Here is a 15,346-nt window from a genome sequence, read left to right as displayed (position 1 = left end):
ACCCCAAGTGACTACTCCGCCGCCCCAGGGCCAGAACCCGTACGCCCAGGGCCAGCAGCTCCCGGCCCCGTACCCGCCCCAGGGCGGCAACCCCTTCGCCCAGGGCCAGCCGGGCGTTCCCCCGCAGGGCGGCGCCCCGTACGCGCCGGTTCCGCCGACCCCTCCGGCCCGGCGCTTCAACAAGAAGCTGCTGCGCATCGCCGGCTTCATCGTCGTCGCGATCCTCATAGCCGGCGGCAAGTGGTTCTTCGGCCAGACCGACGCGGAGACCACGTCGGTGGGCAGCTGCATGCACAACGAAGGCACTCAGGTCAGCCCGGACCTCAAGACGGTCGACTGCGGCTCCAGCGACGCCGAGTTCAAGGTCGTCGAGAAGTTCGAGGACACCAGCGACAGCGACAAGTGCGAGGCCGTCAAGGAGGCCGAGATCTCCTACTACCAGACGGGTGACGGCCACGACGTGGTCCTCTGCCTGAAGGAAGTCTAGTAACTCCCGCAGCAACGCCGAGGGGCGCTGTTTCACGTGAAACAGCGCCCCTCGGCGTATCCCGGGGTCATGTTTCACGTGAAACATGACCCCGTCTCACTGTCTCAGCTCTGCTCGGCCCACCACTCCTTGAGCGCCTTGGCCGCAGCGTCTTCACCCATCGGCCCGTTCTCCAGGCGCAGTTCCAACATGTGCTTGTAGGCGCGGCCCACGGCCGGGCCGGGCCCCACGCCGAGGATCTCCATGATCTGGTTGCCGTCCAGGTCCGGGCGGATCGAGTCGAGCTCCTCCTGCTCCTGGAGCTGGGTGATGCGCTCCTCCAGGCCGTCGTACGCACGGGACAGCGCGGCCGCCTTGCGCTTGTTGCGCGTGGTGCAGTCGGACCGGGTCAGCTTGTGGAGGCGGTCGAGGAGGGGACCGGCGTCACGGACGTAGCGGCGGACCGCGGAGTCCGTCCACTCACCCATGCCGTAACCATGGAAACGCAGGTGGAGTTCGACCAGCCGCGAGACGTCCTTCACCAGCTCGTTGGAGTACTTGAGAACCGTCATCCGCTTCTTGGTCATCTTCGCGCCGACCACCTCGTGGTGGTGGAACGAGACCCGGCCGTCCTCCTCGAAGCGGCGCGTACGCGGCTTGCCGATGTCGTGCAGCAGGGCGGCCAGCCGCAGGACCAGGTCGGGTCCGTTCTCCTCGAGCGCGATCGCCTGCTCGAGAACGATCAGCGTGTGCTCGTAGACATCCTTGTGCCGGTGGTGTTCGTCGCTCTCCAGACGCAGCGCCGGCAACTCGGGCAGGACGTGGTCAGCGAGCCCGGTGTCGACCAGCAGGGTCAGCCCCTTGCGGGGGTGCGCGGAGAGGATCAGCTTGTTCAGCTCGTCCCGTACTCGCTCTGCCGAGACGATCTCGACGCGCGCCGACATCTCCTTCATCGCGGTGACGACATCGGCAGCCACCTCGAAGTCGAGCTGGGCGGCGAAGCGCGCGGCCCGCATCATCCGCAGCGGGTCGTCGGAGAAGGACGCCTCGGGAGTGCCGGGCGTACGCAGCACACGCGCGGCGAGGTCGTCGAGCCCGCCGTGCGGATCGATGAACTCCTTCTCCGGCAGCGCGACCGCCATCGCGTTCACGGTGAAGTCACGCCGGACCAGGTCCTCCTCGATGGAGTCGCCGTACGACACCTCGGGCTTGCGCGAGGTCCGGTCGTACGCCTCCGACCGGTACGTGGTGACCTCGATCTGGTAGCCGTCCTTCTGCACCCCGACCGTGCCGAAGGCGATCCCGACCTCCCATACGGAGTCCGCCCATGGGCGCACGATCTTCAGTACGTCCTCGGGGCGGGCATCGGTCGTGAAGTCCAGGTCGTTGCCGAGCCGGCCGAGCAGCGCGTCCCGGACCGAGCCGCCGACCAGGGCGAGAGAGAACCCGGCCTCCTGGAAACGGCGGGCAAGGTCATCGGCGACAGGGGCGACCCGCAGCAGTTCACTTACCGCGCGGAGCTGCACCTGGCTCAGGGCACTGGGGGTGTCTTCGTTGGCGTTCGGCACAACAGAAGAGGGTACGTGGCCCGGGCGACGCCGAGCGCCTCCATTAAATCTGCACAGCCAGGTATGTGAGGCTCACCCCTCAGGCGGGCGGAATCGCTCCTCTCTATACGCGCACATACGGGACGCCCCGGACTCTTCCTCCGATCTTGTGGAGCAGTCCGCGGCACTTCCCCTCAGCGAGCATCGTTACCATGCGTGGACGCACATTCCGACGACCACTGACGACGACGAGGGACGGGCGAGCGCGTGGCCGAGGCGGCAGACTTCCAGGGGATGAGTCCCTCACCTGCCCGCCGCTGGCTGCGGCGCACCGGAGCCCTGCTCGCCGGGGCGCCTCTGCTGGCCGGCCTCCTCCAGTTGCCCGCGGCCGCACCCGCGGCGGCCGCGTCCGGCTCGAGCACGGTGGCCGTCGCCCTCGACACGCTCACCCCCAGCGCCCCCACGGACGGCGACACGCTCACCGTGTCCGGCACCGTGACCAACAACGGCAAACAGGCGGTCACCGACGCCCAGGTGGACCTCCGCGTGGGCCCCACGATCGGCACCCGCTCGCAGATCGACACCGTCGACAAGCGCACCGACTTCCAGCCGGGGCTCGACGGGAGGATCGTCGGCGGCAAGTACATCAAGAAGTTCACCAAGCTCACCCCGGGCGTCGCCCAGGACTTCAGCATCTCCGTGCCGGTCGACGAGCTGGATCTCGGCTCGGCCGGCGTCTACCAGCTCGGCGTCTCCCTGACCGGTGAGACGTCCGCGCAGCAGTGGCAGCAGGTGCTCGGCATCCAGCGGACGTTCCTGCCCTGGCAGCCCGAGGACGCCGACACGAAGACGAAGACGACCGTCCTGTGGCCGCTCGTCTCCACCGTCCACATGACGGCGGAGACGGGATCCAACGAACAGCAGACGCCGGTCTTCCTCAACGACGACCTCGCCAAGGAGATCTCCCCGGGCGGCCGCCTGGAGCAGCTGCTGTCGCTGGGTAAGGAACTGGACGTCACCTGGGTGATCGACCCGGACCTGCTGGCCTCCGTCGACGCGATGACACGCGCCTATCGCGTCGAGTCGGGCAGCACCACCGTGGCGGGCACGCACCAGCGGGTCGCCATGGCATGGCTTGCCGAGCTGCAGGAGGCGGTGACGGACAGGGAGGTTGTCGCCCTCCCCTTCGCCGACCCCGACCTGGCCTCCCTCGCGCACAACGGCACGACCGTCACCGGTTCGCTGAACCACCTCAAGGAGGCCACCGACGCGGTCGCCAACACGGTGGAACCGATCCTCCACGTGACGCCGACCACCGACTTCGCCTGGCCGGTCGAGGGTGCCATCGACCCCTCGATCGTGAAGGTCGCCACCTCCGCCGGCGCCGACAAGGTGATCACGCGCAGCGACAGCCTGGAAGAGACCGGGGGCCTGACGTACACGCCCTCGGCGGCCCGTCCGATCGGCGGCGGCACGACAGCGGTGGTCGCGGACGCGCGGCTGTCCACGGCCTTCCAGGGCGATCTGACGAAGGCCTCCGCCACGACGCTCGCCGTACAGAAGTTCCTCGCGTCGAGCCTGGCGCTCAACGCCCAGACCGGCAAGCAGCGCAGCATCGTCGTCGCTCCGCAGCGCATGGCGACGGCGAGCCAGGCACGGGCGATGGCCGAGGCGGTGTCGGCCCTCCAGGACGGGAACTGGTCGCAGGCCCAGGGCCTCACGTCGGCGGCCGCCGCCAAGCCGGACACGAGTGCCACCACCAGGGTCCCGTCGGCGTCCGCCTATCCGTCCTCGCTGCGCAAGCGGGAGCTGCCGAAGGCGGCGTTCGAGCAGATCGCGACCACGCAGGACAAGCTCGCCAGGTTCAAGGTGATCCTCACCGACTCGTCCCGGGTGGTGACCCCCTTCGGCCGGGCCATGAACCGCGAGATGTCCACGGCGTGGCGCGGTCGCGCCGCCGAGGCGAACCGCTACCGCAACGCCGTGGAGCTGTACCTCAACTCCCTGGTCTCCCAGGTCAAGCTGATCGACAAGTCCGAGACCAAGCTCTCCGGGCGCAGCGCCACGATCCCCGTGACCGTGCAGAACAACCTGGTGCAGGGCGTCGAGCACCTGGTGTTGCGGCTCAGCACGACGAGCCCCACCCGCCTCAAGATCGGCGACGGCGAGTACCAGGAGAAGCAGGTCGCGGTCTCCGGCGGGCACAGCCAGTCGGTGAAGTTCACCACCTCCGCCCAGGCCAACGGCAAAACCACGGTGACCGCCCAGCTCTTCACGGAGGACGGCCAGGCCTACGGTGACCCCGTCCAGTTCGACGTGAAGGTCACCGAGTTCACGGCCACGGTGATGCTGGTCATCGGCGGCGGTTTCCTGCTGCTGGTCCTCGCCGGGTTCCGGATGTACACCCAGCGCAAGCGCGCCGCCGCCCGGGAGGCCGCAGAGGACGACCCCGGCGAGACCAGCGAGGCCGTGGACGCCACGGAGAACCCCGCGGACTCCGAGGACCGTCCCGAGAACGAGTCCGGCACCCTGCGCGGGGCAGACGACCCGGAGCAGCCGAGTGACCCTGCGCCGGACACCGCAGCGGAAAGCGCCGACCCGTCCGGCACGGGTGAGAGAGTGGACCGTTGAGGATGTCGTGGCCGCCGGTGGGCCCGGGACGATGAGGTGGGGTAACCATGAACGCGCCGTACGACGGTGACCGCGGCCAGGCCGCGGACAGCTCGGGCTACCCCGACGGCCCGCCGCCCGAGCATGGTCAGGTGCCGCCGCAGCCCCCCGCGGACATGTACCTCCAGGACGCCTACGACCAGGACCCCTACCGGGCGCAGGACCTCTCCGCCCAGGACCCGGTCGCCGAGGCGCTCTACGACCGCGCCGCGCACCCTCCGCCACCCCCCGGCACGTACCAGCCGCAGCAGCCGCTGTACGCCCAGCCGCAGCAGTCCCCGTACGCACCGGACCCGCACGTGTGGGCCCAGACGCCGGCCCCCGAGCCGGAGGGCCCCACCCAGTACCTGCCGTACGGCGACAACCCCCGCACGACTCAGTACGTCGGCGTCGACGACCTCGTCACGCACTCCGCCGAGGAGCGCCACGAGCCGGACGCCTTCGCCCACCTCTTCCGTGACCAGCAGCAGGGTGGCGGCCAATCGCCGTACCAGCCCCCGTCGGTCCCCGGCCCCTCCCCGGCACCGGTCCCGGGCGCCGTGCCCCCCATGCCGCCCTCCGCGGACAGGACCATGAACCTCGGCACCGCCCCCGTACCGCCTCCGGCCGCACCGGCTCCGGCGAAGAAGGGCGGCAAGGCCACGGGCCTGCTGAAGTCCAGCGCGGTGATGGCGGCGGGCACGATGGTGTCCCGGATCACCGGGTTCGTGCGCTCCGCGATGATCGTCTCCGCTCTCGGTCTGGGCCTGCTGGGTGAGTCCTTCCAGGTGGCCTACCAGCTGCCGACGATGATCTACATCCTGACCGTCGGCGGCGGCCTCAACTCCGTGTTCGTCCCTCAGCTGGTGCGTTCCATGAAGGACGACGAGGACGGCGGCGAGGCGTACGCCAACCGGCTGCTGACGCTCGTCATGGTGATCCTCGGCGTGCTCACCGTGCTCGTCATGTTCGCCGCGCCGCTCCTGGTGCGAGCTTTGTCGAACCCGCTGGCCAGTAATCCCGCGGCCAATGAGACCGCCGTCACCTTCACCCGGTACTTCCTGCCCTCGATCTTCTTCATGGGCATCCACGTGGTGATGGGCCAGATCCTCAACGCCCGCGGCCGGTTCGGCGCCATGATGTGGACGCCGGTCCTGAACAACATCGTCATCATCGTGACGCTCGGCGCGTTCCTGTGGGTGTACGGCACGTCCGAGCGCTCCGGGATGACGGTCCAGAGCATCCCGCCCGAGGGCGTCCGACTGCTCGGTGTCGGCGTCCTGCTCGGCCTCGTCGTGCAGGCCCTCGCGATGATCCCCTACCTGCGTGAGACCGGCTTCAAGGTGCGTCTCCGCTTCGACTGGAAGGGTCACGGCCTCGGCAAGGCCGCGATGCTCGCCAAGTGGACGATCTTCTTCGTCCTCGCCAACCAGGCCGGCGCCCTTGTCGTCACCCAGCTGGCCACCGCGGCCATCACGGACTCCGGCGTCCCCGGCACCGGCTTCAGCGCCTACGCCAACGCCCAGCTCATCTGGGGCCTGCCGCAGGCCATCATCACCGTCTCCCTGATGGCCGCCCTGCTGCCCCGCATCTCCCGCTCGGCCGCCGAGGACGACGCGGGTGCCGTGCGCGACGACATCTCCCAGGGCCTGCGCACGACAGCGGTGGCCATCGTGCCGCTCGCCTTCGGGTTCGTCGCTCTCGGCATCCCGATGTGCACTCTGATCTTCGGCTCCTCGGGCGCCGACCAGGCCACGAACATGGGCTTCATGCTGATGGCCTTCGGCCTCGGCCTGATCCCGTACTCCGTGCAGTACGTCGTCCTGCGCGCCTTCTACGCCTACGAGGACACCCGGACGCCCTTCTACAACACGGTCATCGTGGCGGCCGTCAACGCCGTCGCGTCCGCCGCCTGTTACTTCGTACTGCCGGCGCGCTGGGCGGTCGTCGGTATGGCCGCCTCGTACGGTCTCGCCTACATGATCGGCGTCGGCGTCGCCTGGAGCCGTCTGCGCAAGCGGCTCGGCGGGGACCTGGACGGTGCCCGCGTGATGCGGACGTACGCCAGACTGTGCATCGCCTCGGTACCGGCGGCAGTCCTCAGCGGCGCGGTCTGTTACGGCATCGGCCACACGCTCGGCCAGGGTGTCGTCGGATCGTTCGCCGCCCTGGTCGTCGGCGGGGTCGTGCTGCTCGGGATCTTCTTCGTGGCCGCTCGCAAGATGCGCATCGAGGAGCTGAACTCCCTGGTCGGCATGGTGCGCGGACGGCTGGGGCGCTGATAAACGGGTACGCGCACAACCATCGTCCGCCACCGTGTGTCGTGCATAGCGTCGGACTGTGGGCACAATTGGGTTCGGCGTCGGACGGCGCGCACGGAAGTCGGTCGGCGCGCATCGAATGGGGAGGCAGGAACGACGGTGGCGGAACGCAGCACGGCTGCCGTCGACGTGGCAGACAACAGCGGCGACGAGCCGCTGACCGCACAAGCGGACCAGTCCACGGCCGACGGGGAGGCCCAGAATCGGGAGCGGGACACGGACAACGAAGAGGCACAGGGGAGTGGCGGGACCGAGAGTCCCGGGAAAGCCTCACCGCCCGAACTGCACAGCGGCCACAAGCTCGCCAGACGCTACCGGCTCGAGGAGTGCGTCACCCGTCTGGACGGCTTCAGCAGTTGGCGTGCGGTCGACGAGAAACTCCGTCGCGCGGTCGGCGTCCACATCCTGCCCGCGGACCACTCACGGGCTCGTTCCGTCCTGGCCGCGGCGCCGTTCGTCCGCGCTGCTCGGTGACCCTCGCTTCGTTCAGGTCCTGGACGCCGTCGAGGAGAACGATCTCGTCTATGTCGTCCACGAGTGGCTGCCCGATGCCACCGAGCTGACCACGCTTCTGGCCCCCGGGCCGCTGGAGCCGCACGACGCCTACCAGATGGTCAGCCAGATCGCCGCTGCCATGGCGGCCGCCCACCGCGAGGGCCTCGCGCATCTGCGCCTGAACCCGAACGCGGTGCTGCGTACTTCGAGCGGCCAGTGGCGCATCCGCGGCCTCGCCGTGAACGCCGCGCTGCGCGGGATCACCTCCGACACCCCGCAGCGCACCGACACGGAGGCGATCGGTGCCCTGCTGTACGCGGGGCTCACCCAGCGCTGGCCGTACGAGAGCGACGCCTACGGCCTGTCCGGGCTGCCCAAGGACGTCGGTCTGATCGCCCCGGACCAGGTACGGGCCGGCGTGCACCGCGGCCTGTCCGAGCTGTCGATGCGCGCACTCGTCAACGACGGCGCGACCGCCTCCCGCCACGAGTCCGCGTGCGCCACGCCCGAGGAACTGGTGAAGGCGATCGGCGAGATGCCCCGCATCCGTCCGCCGGAGCCGGCGTTCACCGCGCCACCCGAGTACCAGCGCACGACGTACCAGCAGGGCACCTACGGCCGCCCTGCGCCGCACCCGGGCGCCACGCAGGTGATGGCGACCCCTCCGCCCCCGCTGCAGAGCCGCACCGGCAGAGCCCTCAAGTGGGCCGTGTCCGCCCTTCTGATCGCCGCGCTGGGCCTGGGCAGCTGGCAGCTCGCGGACGCCCTCATGGACCAGGGCAACAAGTCCGACGACACCAACCAGACACAGACGACGGACGACAACGACAAGGGCAGCGACAAGCCCAGGCCGACCAAGACGCTCGGCATCAAGGAAGCCCAGGAATACGTCGCGAGCGGCGTCGCCCAGGCGCCCGGTGACGTCAAGCTGACCTACGACGGCGACAGTTCCACGTACTGGCGGACCAAGCGCTACAACGCCGGTCCGACACTGGCCCCTTACAAGCCGGGCGTGGGCATCGTCTATGACCTCGGCTCGTCGCAGGAGATCTCGACCGCGTCGATAGGGCTCCGGTACCCGGGCAACAACACGACCGTGAAGCTCTACGCCACGGACTCTCTCTCACCCTCGACGGGCGTCGACGGGATGACGGAGATCGGAACCGCAACCACCAAGGGCAACTCTCTTACAGTGAAGGCGTCGAAGACCGTCAAGACGCAGTACGTGCTGCTGTGGATCACGGCCGTGCCGTACGCGCCGACGGACGGGTTCAGCGGGGCCGGCTACAAGCAGGCAGTGACCGACGTGACGTTCAAGGGCTGAGCGCACCGCAACCCAGGGGAGGGGGTCCGATGGCAGATGGCACCGCATACGGCGACGCAAGCGATCAGGACCTCCTCGCCTGGCATGTGGACGGCGATCCCGACGCCTTCGGCGAGCTCGTACGACGTCACCGTGATCGCCTGTGGGCGGTGGCCCTGCGGACGCTCGGGGATCGCGAGGAGGCCGCTGACGCCGTCCAGGACGCCCTGGTCTCCGCCTACCGGGCCGCCCACACCTTCCGCGGCCAGTCGGCCGTCACGACGTGGCTGCACCGCATCACGGTGAACGCCTGTCTCGACCGCGCCCGCAAAGCGGCCTCCCGCAAGACGTCCCCGGTCGACGACACCGAACGTCTGGAGCAGCTGCTGGAGCCGCACGAGTCGGCCTCGGCGCCCGCGGAGCGCAATGATCTGCACCGCCAGCTCCTGGAAGCTCTCGGCACGCTTCCGCCCGACCAGCGGGCAGCCCTCGTCCTGGTGGACATGCAGGGATACCCGGTGGCCGAGGCCGCCCGCATGCTCGACATCCCGACCGGCACGGTGAAGAGCCGCTGCGCCCGCGGCAGAGCCAGACTCCTCCCCCTCCTCACCCATCTGCGGCCGGAAAACACCGGTGCCGGCAGAGAACCGGGCGGGGGACGGAACCAGGTGCAGGGGACATCCGTCCCACCCGCAGCGGAACCTCGTGCCAGAGGCCCCCGTGAGACAGGTCCAGGCGATTCAGCTGCTGTGAAGGGCGGAGGTGGGCGAGCATGACATCAACAGACACGGCCGGGCACCCGGACGTCGAGGAGATCTCCGACCTCACCGAAGGCCTTCTCCCCCCGTCCCGGACCACGGACGTACGACGGCATCTGGACGAATGCGAGCTCTGCGCCGACGTCCACGCGTCCTTGGAGGAGATCCGGGGTCTGCTCGGTACGATGCCGGGCCCCCCGCGTATGCCCGACGATGTCGCGAGCCGCATCGACGCCGCCCTGGCCGCCGAGGCTCTGCTCAACGCCACAGTCCCCGACACCGTGGATGTCCCCGCGCTCGCCGAGGCGCATGTTTCACGTGAAACATCGGTGCCGACGGACCGGCCCGCCGGGCGCCCCCGCAGCTCCACCACGGGCCCGGGCCGCAAGGACCGCTCCCGTGACGGGCGCCGCAGGATCGCCGTTCTCGGCACAGTGTTCACGGTCGCCGCTCTGGGGCTCGGTTCGGTGCTGTTGTCGTCCTTCAACGACGGCAAGCCGTCCGGCCCGTCCACGCAGGCCGACGTGTTCTCCGGGAAGAAGGTCGAGACCGAGGTCTCCGCGCTTCTGACGCAGAACTCCAAGGAACGCTCTCGTGCCCCCCAGAGTCTCGGTGTGAACACCGTCCCCGAGAACAACCTCAAGAACAAGATCATCCCTCGGGTGCCTGCGTGCGTCCTTCAGGGCATCGGTCGCGCGGACGAAGCGCTGGCCGCCAAGAAGGGTACCTACGACGGCGACCCGGCGTACCTCGTGCTGATGCCCCACGCGAAGGACACCAGCCGTGTCGATGCCTACGTGGTCGACGCCGCCTGCGAAACGGATTCCTCGTCCTCGGCGAAGGTTCTGCTGACGCACTCCTACACACGGCCCGCAGACTGACACTTCACGCGCGATTCACGGGCTGACCCTTCACCACCGGCCGACGTGGTATCCCGTACGGTGTCGCCTCTCCGTGTGCCCGGACACACCGGGAATGCGCGCCCCTTAGGATCCGTTGGGTGGGGTGAGAGTTCTGAGAGGGGCTCCCACCGGCCGTACTGACGCAGTCCAGAGACGAGGAACCCAGTCGTGAGCGACGTCCGTAACGTGATCATCATCGGCTCCGGGCCTGCCGGCTACACGGCGGCGCTCTACACCGCGCGCGCGTCGCTGAAGCCGCTGGTCTTCGAGGGCGCCGTCACCGCAGGTGGTGCGCTGATGAACACCACCGAAGTGGAGAACTTCCCGGGCTTCCAGGACGGCATCATGGGCCCCGAGCTCATGGACAACATGCGTGCCCAGGCCGAGCGCTTCGGCGCCGAACTCATCCCGGACGACGTCGTCAACGTCGACCTGACCGGCGAGATCAAGACCGTCACCGACACCGCCGGCACGGTCCACAAGGCGAAGGCCGTCATCGTCACCACGGGCTCGCAGCACCGCAAGCTCGGCCTGCCCAACGAGGACGCCCTCTCCGGCCGTGGCGTCTCTTGGTGTGCGACCTGCGACGGCTTCTTCTTCAAGGACCACGACATCGCCGTGATCGGCGGCGGTGACACGGCGATGGAGGAGGCCACCTTCCTCTCGCGCTTCGCCAAGTCCGTGACGATCGTCCACCGACGGGACACCCTGCGCGCCTCCAAGGCGATGCAGGAGCGCGCGTTCGCCGACCCGAAGATCAAGTTCGTGTGGGACAGCGAGGTCGCCGAGATCCAGGGCGACCCGAAGCTGGCCGGCCTGAAGCTGCGCAACCTCAAGACCGGCGAACTCTCGGACCTCCCGGTGACCGGCCTGTTCATCGCAATCGGCCACGACCCGCGCACCGAGCTCTTCAAGGGCCAGCTGGAGCTGGACGAGGAGGGCTACCTGAAGGTGGAAGCCCCCTCAACGCGCACCAACCTGACGGGTGTCTTCGGCGCCGGCGACGTCGTCGACCACACCTACCGCCAGGCGATCACCGCGGCCGGCACCGGCTGCTCCGCCGCCCTCGACGCCGAGCGCTTCCTCGCCGCCCTCGCGGACGAAGAGCAGGCGGAGCCCGAGAAGACCGCTGTCTGACCCTCCCTCCCACCCCACCCCGCACAACCAGTTAAGGAGCCCGCCGTGGCCGGCACCCTGAAGAACGTGACCGACGACTCCTTCGAGCAGGACGTCCTCAAGAACGACAAGCCCGTACTGGTGGACTTCTGGGCCGCCTGGTGCGGTCCGTGCCGCCAGATCGCTCCGTCCCTCGAGGCGATCGCCGCCGAGTACGGCGACAAGATCGAGATCGTCAAGCTCAACATCGACGAGAACCCGGGTACGGCCGCCAAGTACGGCGTCATGTCCATCCCGACCCTGAACGTCTACCAGGGTGGCGAGGTCGCCAAGACCATCGTCGGTGCGAAGCCGAAGGCCGCGATCGTTCGCGACCTCGAGGACTTCATCGCCGAGTGACGTTTCGCATGACACCTGAATGATGTTTCACGTGAAACACGAGTGGGCCGGCCCGTGAGGGCCGGCCCACTGTCGTTACAGCGGCCGTAGCGCCGGTTCCTTCTGCACGGCGCCCAGGAGCCGGTCCAACGCCATCTCCACGTCTTCCTTCCAGGAGAGCGTCGTCCGCAGCTCCAGCCTCAGGCGAGGATGCATGGGATGAGGACGGACCGTCTTGAAGCCCACTGCCAGAAGGTGGTCAGCGGGCAGAAGACAGGCCGGCTCCCGCCAGCGGGCGTCCCCGAACGCCTCGATCGCCTTGAAGCCCCGTCGCAGCAGATCCTTGGCCACCGTCTGGACCATCACTCTGCCCAACCCCTGTCCCTGATATCCGGGCATGATGAACGCCGTCATCAACTGCACGGCGTCAGGTGACACGGGGCTCGTGGGAAAAGCCGTCGAGCGGGGGACATAGGCCGGAGGAGCGTAGAGCACAAAGCCCACCGGCACCTCGTCGACGTACACGACCCGGCCGCACGATCCCCAGTCCAACATGACCGAGGAGATCCAAGCTTCCTTCTCCAGGGCAGCTGTGCCTGCCTTTACCGCGGCTTCGCCGCTGACTGGGTCCAGCTCCCAGAAGACACACGAGCGACAGCGCTTGGGAACGTCCTGAAGGTTGTCCAGCGTGAGCGGTACGAGCCGACGGCCCATGAAGGCTGTTCCTCGCTTCCCTCGCCCGCGGCATCGCGGGCGGCTGTCAGAGCGCCGCGTTCCCGGATCAGGCTGCCGACGAAGCCGCCGACCGCGCCCAGCCCCAGGCCCGCGCTCACCAGTCCGGTGCGGCTCACCGTTCGCATGACACCTGCCCTCCCCTGAAGGTGCTGCCGGGTGGATGCGCCATACCCGAACGCATCGTATCCACGATGTGATTGCCTCGATACCGCCTGAAAGCAAAGAGCGGGCTGTGTCCGGTACCCACCGGACACAGCCCGCTCCGTCGACTGCCGGGCATCGTGCCCTGCCGGTCCGAGGCTCTAGTCCTCCACGTCCTCGGCGTCGCCGTCCAGAAGGCTCTTCTGGAGGACAGGGCCCTCTCCGGGGGCGAGGCTGCCGAGGATCCGCTCGAGGTCCTCCATGGAGGCGAACTCGACCGTGATCTTGCCCTTCTTCTGCCCCAGGTCGACCTTCACCCGCGTCTCGAAGCGGTCCGAGAGACGGCCTGCCAGGTCGGTCAGCGCCGGCGAGACACGGGCGCCGGCTCGCGGCCCCTTGGAACGCTGAGCCGTCTGTGGCCGCGACCCCATGAGGGTCACGATCTCCTCGACGGCACGCACCGAGAGTCCCTCGGCGACGATCCGGTGAGCCAGGCGGTCCTGCTCCTCCGAGTCCTCGACGGAGAGCAGGGCGCGTGCGTGTCCGGCGGACAGGACCCCGGCGGCGACCCGGCGCTGGACGGACGGCGAGAGCTTCAGCAGACGCAGGGTGTTGGAGACCTGCGGGCGGGAACGGCCGATGCGGTCCGCCAGCTGGTCGTGCGTGCAGTTGAAGTCCTTCAGCAACTGGTCGTAGGCGGCAGCCTCTTCCAGCGGGTTCAGCTGAGCCCGGTGCAGGTTCTCCAGGAGCGCGTCCAGGAGGAGCTTCTCGTCGTCCGTGGCCCGCACGATCGCCGGGATCGCGTCCAGGCCCGCCTCACGGCTGGCCCGCCAGCGCCGCTCACCCATGATGAGCTCGTAGCTCGCAGGACCGACCTGCCGTACGACGACCGGCTGGAGGAGACCGACCTCCTGGATGGAGGTGACCAGTTCCTGCAGCGCGTCCTCGTCGAAGACCTCACGCGGCTGGCGCGGGTTCGGCGTGATGGAGTCGAGCGGGAGCTCCGCGAAGAAGGCGCCCACGGGAGGCGCGGGCGTCTCCGCGTAGCCGTTGACCGACGGTTCCTCGGTTTCATGTGAAACAGGCGGCAGCATGGCAACCTTCGCCGCAGCCACTCCTCGGTCGGTCGTCAGCACCGGTACGGCCGACGGAGACGCGGAACCGGCGCCCCCCACCGCGGCCGGAGCCGGCGTCTTCTCCGTCGGGGCAGCAGGGATCAGTGCGCCGAGCCCACGGCCCAAACCCCTCCGTCGCTCACTCACTGAATGCCCTCCACCATGCTCGGATTGCTCTGGGTGCCGATATGGGCCTGCGTCGGGTCATAGGCGACGCCCACGCCCCTCAGCGCGATTTCTCGTGCCGCCTCAAGATAGGACAGGGCGCCACTCGATCCTGGATCGTAGGTCAGCACCGTCTGCCCATAGCTCGGCGCTTCGGAGATACGGACCGAGCGGGGAATGCTCGTCCGCAGCACCTCGTCACCGAAGTGGGTGCGCACCTCGTCCGCTACCTGGGACGCAAGCCGCGTCCGGCCGTCGTACATGGTGAGCAGGATCGTCGAGACATGCAGGTGGGGGTTGAGGTGGCCCCGCACCAGATCGACGTTGCGCAACAGCTGCCCCAGACCCTCCAGCGCGTAGTACTCGCACTGGATCGGAATGAGAACCTCGGCACCGGCGACCATCGCGTTGACGGTCAGCAGGCCGAGCGAGGGCGGACAGTCGATGAGGATGTAGTCCAGCGGGTGCTCATACGCCTGGATCGCCCGCTGAAGCCGGCTCTCACGTGCCACCAGGGAGACCAGTTCGATCTCCGCGCCGGCGAGGTCGATCGTGGCGGGAGCGCAGAAGAGACCCTCTACGTCCGGGACCGGCTGGACGACTTCGGCCAGCGGCCTGCTGTCGATCAAGACGTCATAAATGGACGGCACTTCGGCGTGGTGGTCGATACCCAGGGCCGTGGACGCGTTGCCCTGCGGGTCGAGGTCGATCACGAGGACACGGCTGCCATGCACCGCCAGCGAAGCGGCGAGGTTGACCGTTGTCGTCGTTTTGCCCACGCCACCCTTCTGGTTGGCGACCACCATGACGCGGGTCTGCTCAGGCCGAGGCAGGCCCTCACCGGCACGGCCCAGAGCCTCCACCGCCAATTGGGCAGCGCGACCGATGGGGGTGTCGTCCATCGGGGGCGGTGTTTCACGTGAAACATCGTCCCCCATCGACTCGGTACGGGGACCGGGGACCGGATCGGTCATCGGTCCCGCGATGTTGGCGTCGGACCGCAACGATTCACTCTCCTCGACTTCAGGCTCGCAATGAACAGAGCCTCCCATGTCTTCGGGGTCGTGAACCAGTGAGGCCTGGCGTTCTGTGGAGAAATCCACCTCTGTGGACAACTCCGTTACCTCTCCGAGAGACCCGAGAGGCTTCCGGTCACGCGGTTCGGCCGCGGCGCGACCACGGCTGATGATGCCGTGCAACAGTGAGCGACGTTTCACGTGAAACACGATGCACAGCAGCAGAGCCCGAAGTGCCG

At 68.6% G+C, this 15,346-nt stretch carries 11 protein-coding genes and 1 pseudogene; 8 read left to right on the top strand and 4 right to left on the bottom strand.

The features are described 5' to 3' along the window. The first annotated feature begins 7 nt into the window (after positions 1–7). Positions 8–487, top strand: a complete 480-nt coding sequence (locus tag QF037_RS24025) for a proline-rich domain-containing protein (protein WP_307028509.1) — start codon at positions 8–10, stop codon at positions 485–487. Positions 488–591: 104 nt separating this feature from the next. Here QF037_RS24025 and QF037_RS24020 read toward each other — a convergent pair whose 3' ends face one another. Then, a complete protein-coding gene (locus QF037_RS24020; RefSeq protein WP_307028507.1) occupies positions 592–2,034 on the bottom strand; it encodes a CCA tRNA nucleotidyltransferase in 1,443 nt (480 codons plus the stop codon). Between the two features lie 246 nt (positions 2,035–2,280). Here QF037_RS24020 and QF037_RS24015 point away from each other — a divergent pair, with 246 nt between their 5' ends. The 7 genes and pseudogenes from QF037_RS24015 to trxA all read left to right on the top strand — a co-directional run bounded on the left by QF037_RS24015 (position 2,281) and on the right by trxA (position 11,956). Then, positions 2,281–4,644: a DUF6049 family protein gene (locus QF037_RS24015; protein WP_307028505.1), complete on the top strand. Its 2,364-nt coding sequence runs from the start codon at positions 2,281–2,283 to the stop codon at positions 4,642–4,644. Positions 4,645–4,691: 47 nt separating this feature from the next. Next, on the top strand, positions 4,692–6,944 hold the full coding sequence (murJ, locus tag QF037_RS24010; protein WP_307028503.1) for a murein biosynthesis integral membrane protein MurJ: 2,253 nt from the start codon (positions 4,692–4,694) through the stop codon (positions 6,942–6,944). Positions 6,945–7,082: 138 nt separating this feature from the next. Next, positions 7,083–8,802 (top strand): annotated as a pseudogene (locus QF037_RS24005) (serine/threonine protein kinase). Between the two features lie 29 nt (positions 8,803–8,831). Continuing rightward, the gene (gene sigM, locus QF037_RS24000) at positions 8,832–9,557 is read left to right on the top strand and encodes an RNA polymerase sigma factor SigM (protein WP_307028502.1); all 726 of its coding nucleotides are present in this window, start codon (positions 8,832–8,834) and stop codon (positions 9,555–9,557) included. After that, positions 9,554–10,420 (top strand): anti-sigma factor family protein, encoded by an 867-nt coding sequence (locus QF037_RS23995; RefSeq protein WP_307028500.1) that lies wholly within the window; start codon positions 9,554–9,556, stop codon positions 10,418–10,420. The genes sigM and QF037_RS23995 overlap by 4 nt, the downstream gene beginning before the upstream one ends. Before the next feature lie 189 nt (positions 10,421–10,609). After that, on the top strand, positions 10,610–11,578 hold the full coding sequence (trxB, locus tag QF037_RS23990) for a thioredoxin-disulfide reductase (protein WP_307028499.1): 969 nt from the start codon (positions 10,610–10,612) through the stop codon (positions 11,576–11,578). Positions 11,579–11,623: 45 nt separating this feature from the next. Further along, the gene (gene trxA, locus QF037_RS23985; RefSeq protein ID WP_081218330.1) at positions 11,624–11,956 is read left to right on the top strand and encodes a thioredoxin; all 333 of its coding nucleotides are present in this window, start codon (positions 11,624–11,626) and stop codon (positions 11,954–11,956) included. A gap of 75 nt (positions 11,957–12,031) precedes the next feature. Here the strand turns inward: trxA and QF037_RS23980 are convergent, their stop codons facing one another. The 3 genes from QF037_RS23980 to QF037_RS23970 all read right to left on the bottom strand — a co-directional run bounded on the left by QF037_RS23980 (position 12,032) and on the right by QF037_RS23970 (position 15,143). Next, positions 12,032–12,649 (bottom strand): GNAT family N-acetyltransferase, encoded by a 618-nt coding sequence (locus QF037_RS23980; RefSeq protein WP_307028496.1) that lies wholly within the window; start codon positions 12,647–12,649, stop codon positions 12,032–12,034. Between the two features lie 323 nt (positions 12,650–12,972). Then, positions 12,973–14,073 carry a ParB/RepB/Spo0J family partition protein gene (locus QF037_RS23975; protein WP_307028494.1) on the bottom strand — a complete coding sequence of 367 codons (1,101 nt, stop codon included), beginning with the start codon at positions 14,071–14,073 and terminating at the stop codon, positions 12,973–12,975. Then, positions 14,070–15,143 (bottom strand): ParA family protein, encoded by a 1,074-nt coding sequence (locus tag QF037_RS23970; protein WP_307037341.1) that lies wholly within the window; start codon positions 15,141–15,143, stop codon positions 14,070–14,072. The genes QF037_RS23975 and QF037_RS23970 overlap by 4 nt, the downstream gene beginning before the upstream one ends. Between the last annotated feature and the right edge of the window lie 203 nt (positions 15,144–15,346).

It is taken from the genome of Streptomyces canus, assembly GCF_030815415.1.
Lineage (GTDB): Bacteria > Actinomycetota > Actinomycetes > Streptomycetales > Streptomycetaceae > Streptomyces > Streptomyces canus_F.
Note: the sequence above shows the minus strand (reverse complement) of the source record. Positions and strands in the feature narration are given on the sequence as shown.

Coding starts and splice junctions, on each gene's coding strand:
- murJ (WP_307028503.1), top strand. CDS start 4,692: ATGAACGCGCCGTACGACGGTGACCGCGGCCAGGCCGCGGACAGCTCG.
- sigM (WP_307028502.1), top strand. CDS start 8,832: ATGGCAGATGGCACCGCATACGGCGACGCAAGCGATCAGGACCTCCTC.
- QF037_RS23995 (WP_307028500.1), top strand. CDS start 9,554: ATGACATCAACAGACACGGCCGGGCACCCGGACGTCGAGGAGATCTCC.
- QF037_RS23980 (WP_307028496.1), bottom strand. CDS start 12,649: ATGGGCCGTCGGCTCGTACCGCTCACGCTGGACAACCTTCAGGACGTT.
- QF037_RS23970 (WP_307037341.1), bottom strand. CDS start 15,143: ATGGGAGGCTCTGTTCATTGCGAGCCTGAAGTCGAGGAGAGTGAATCG.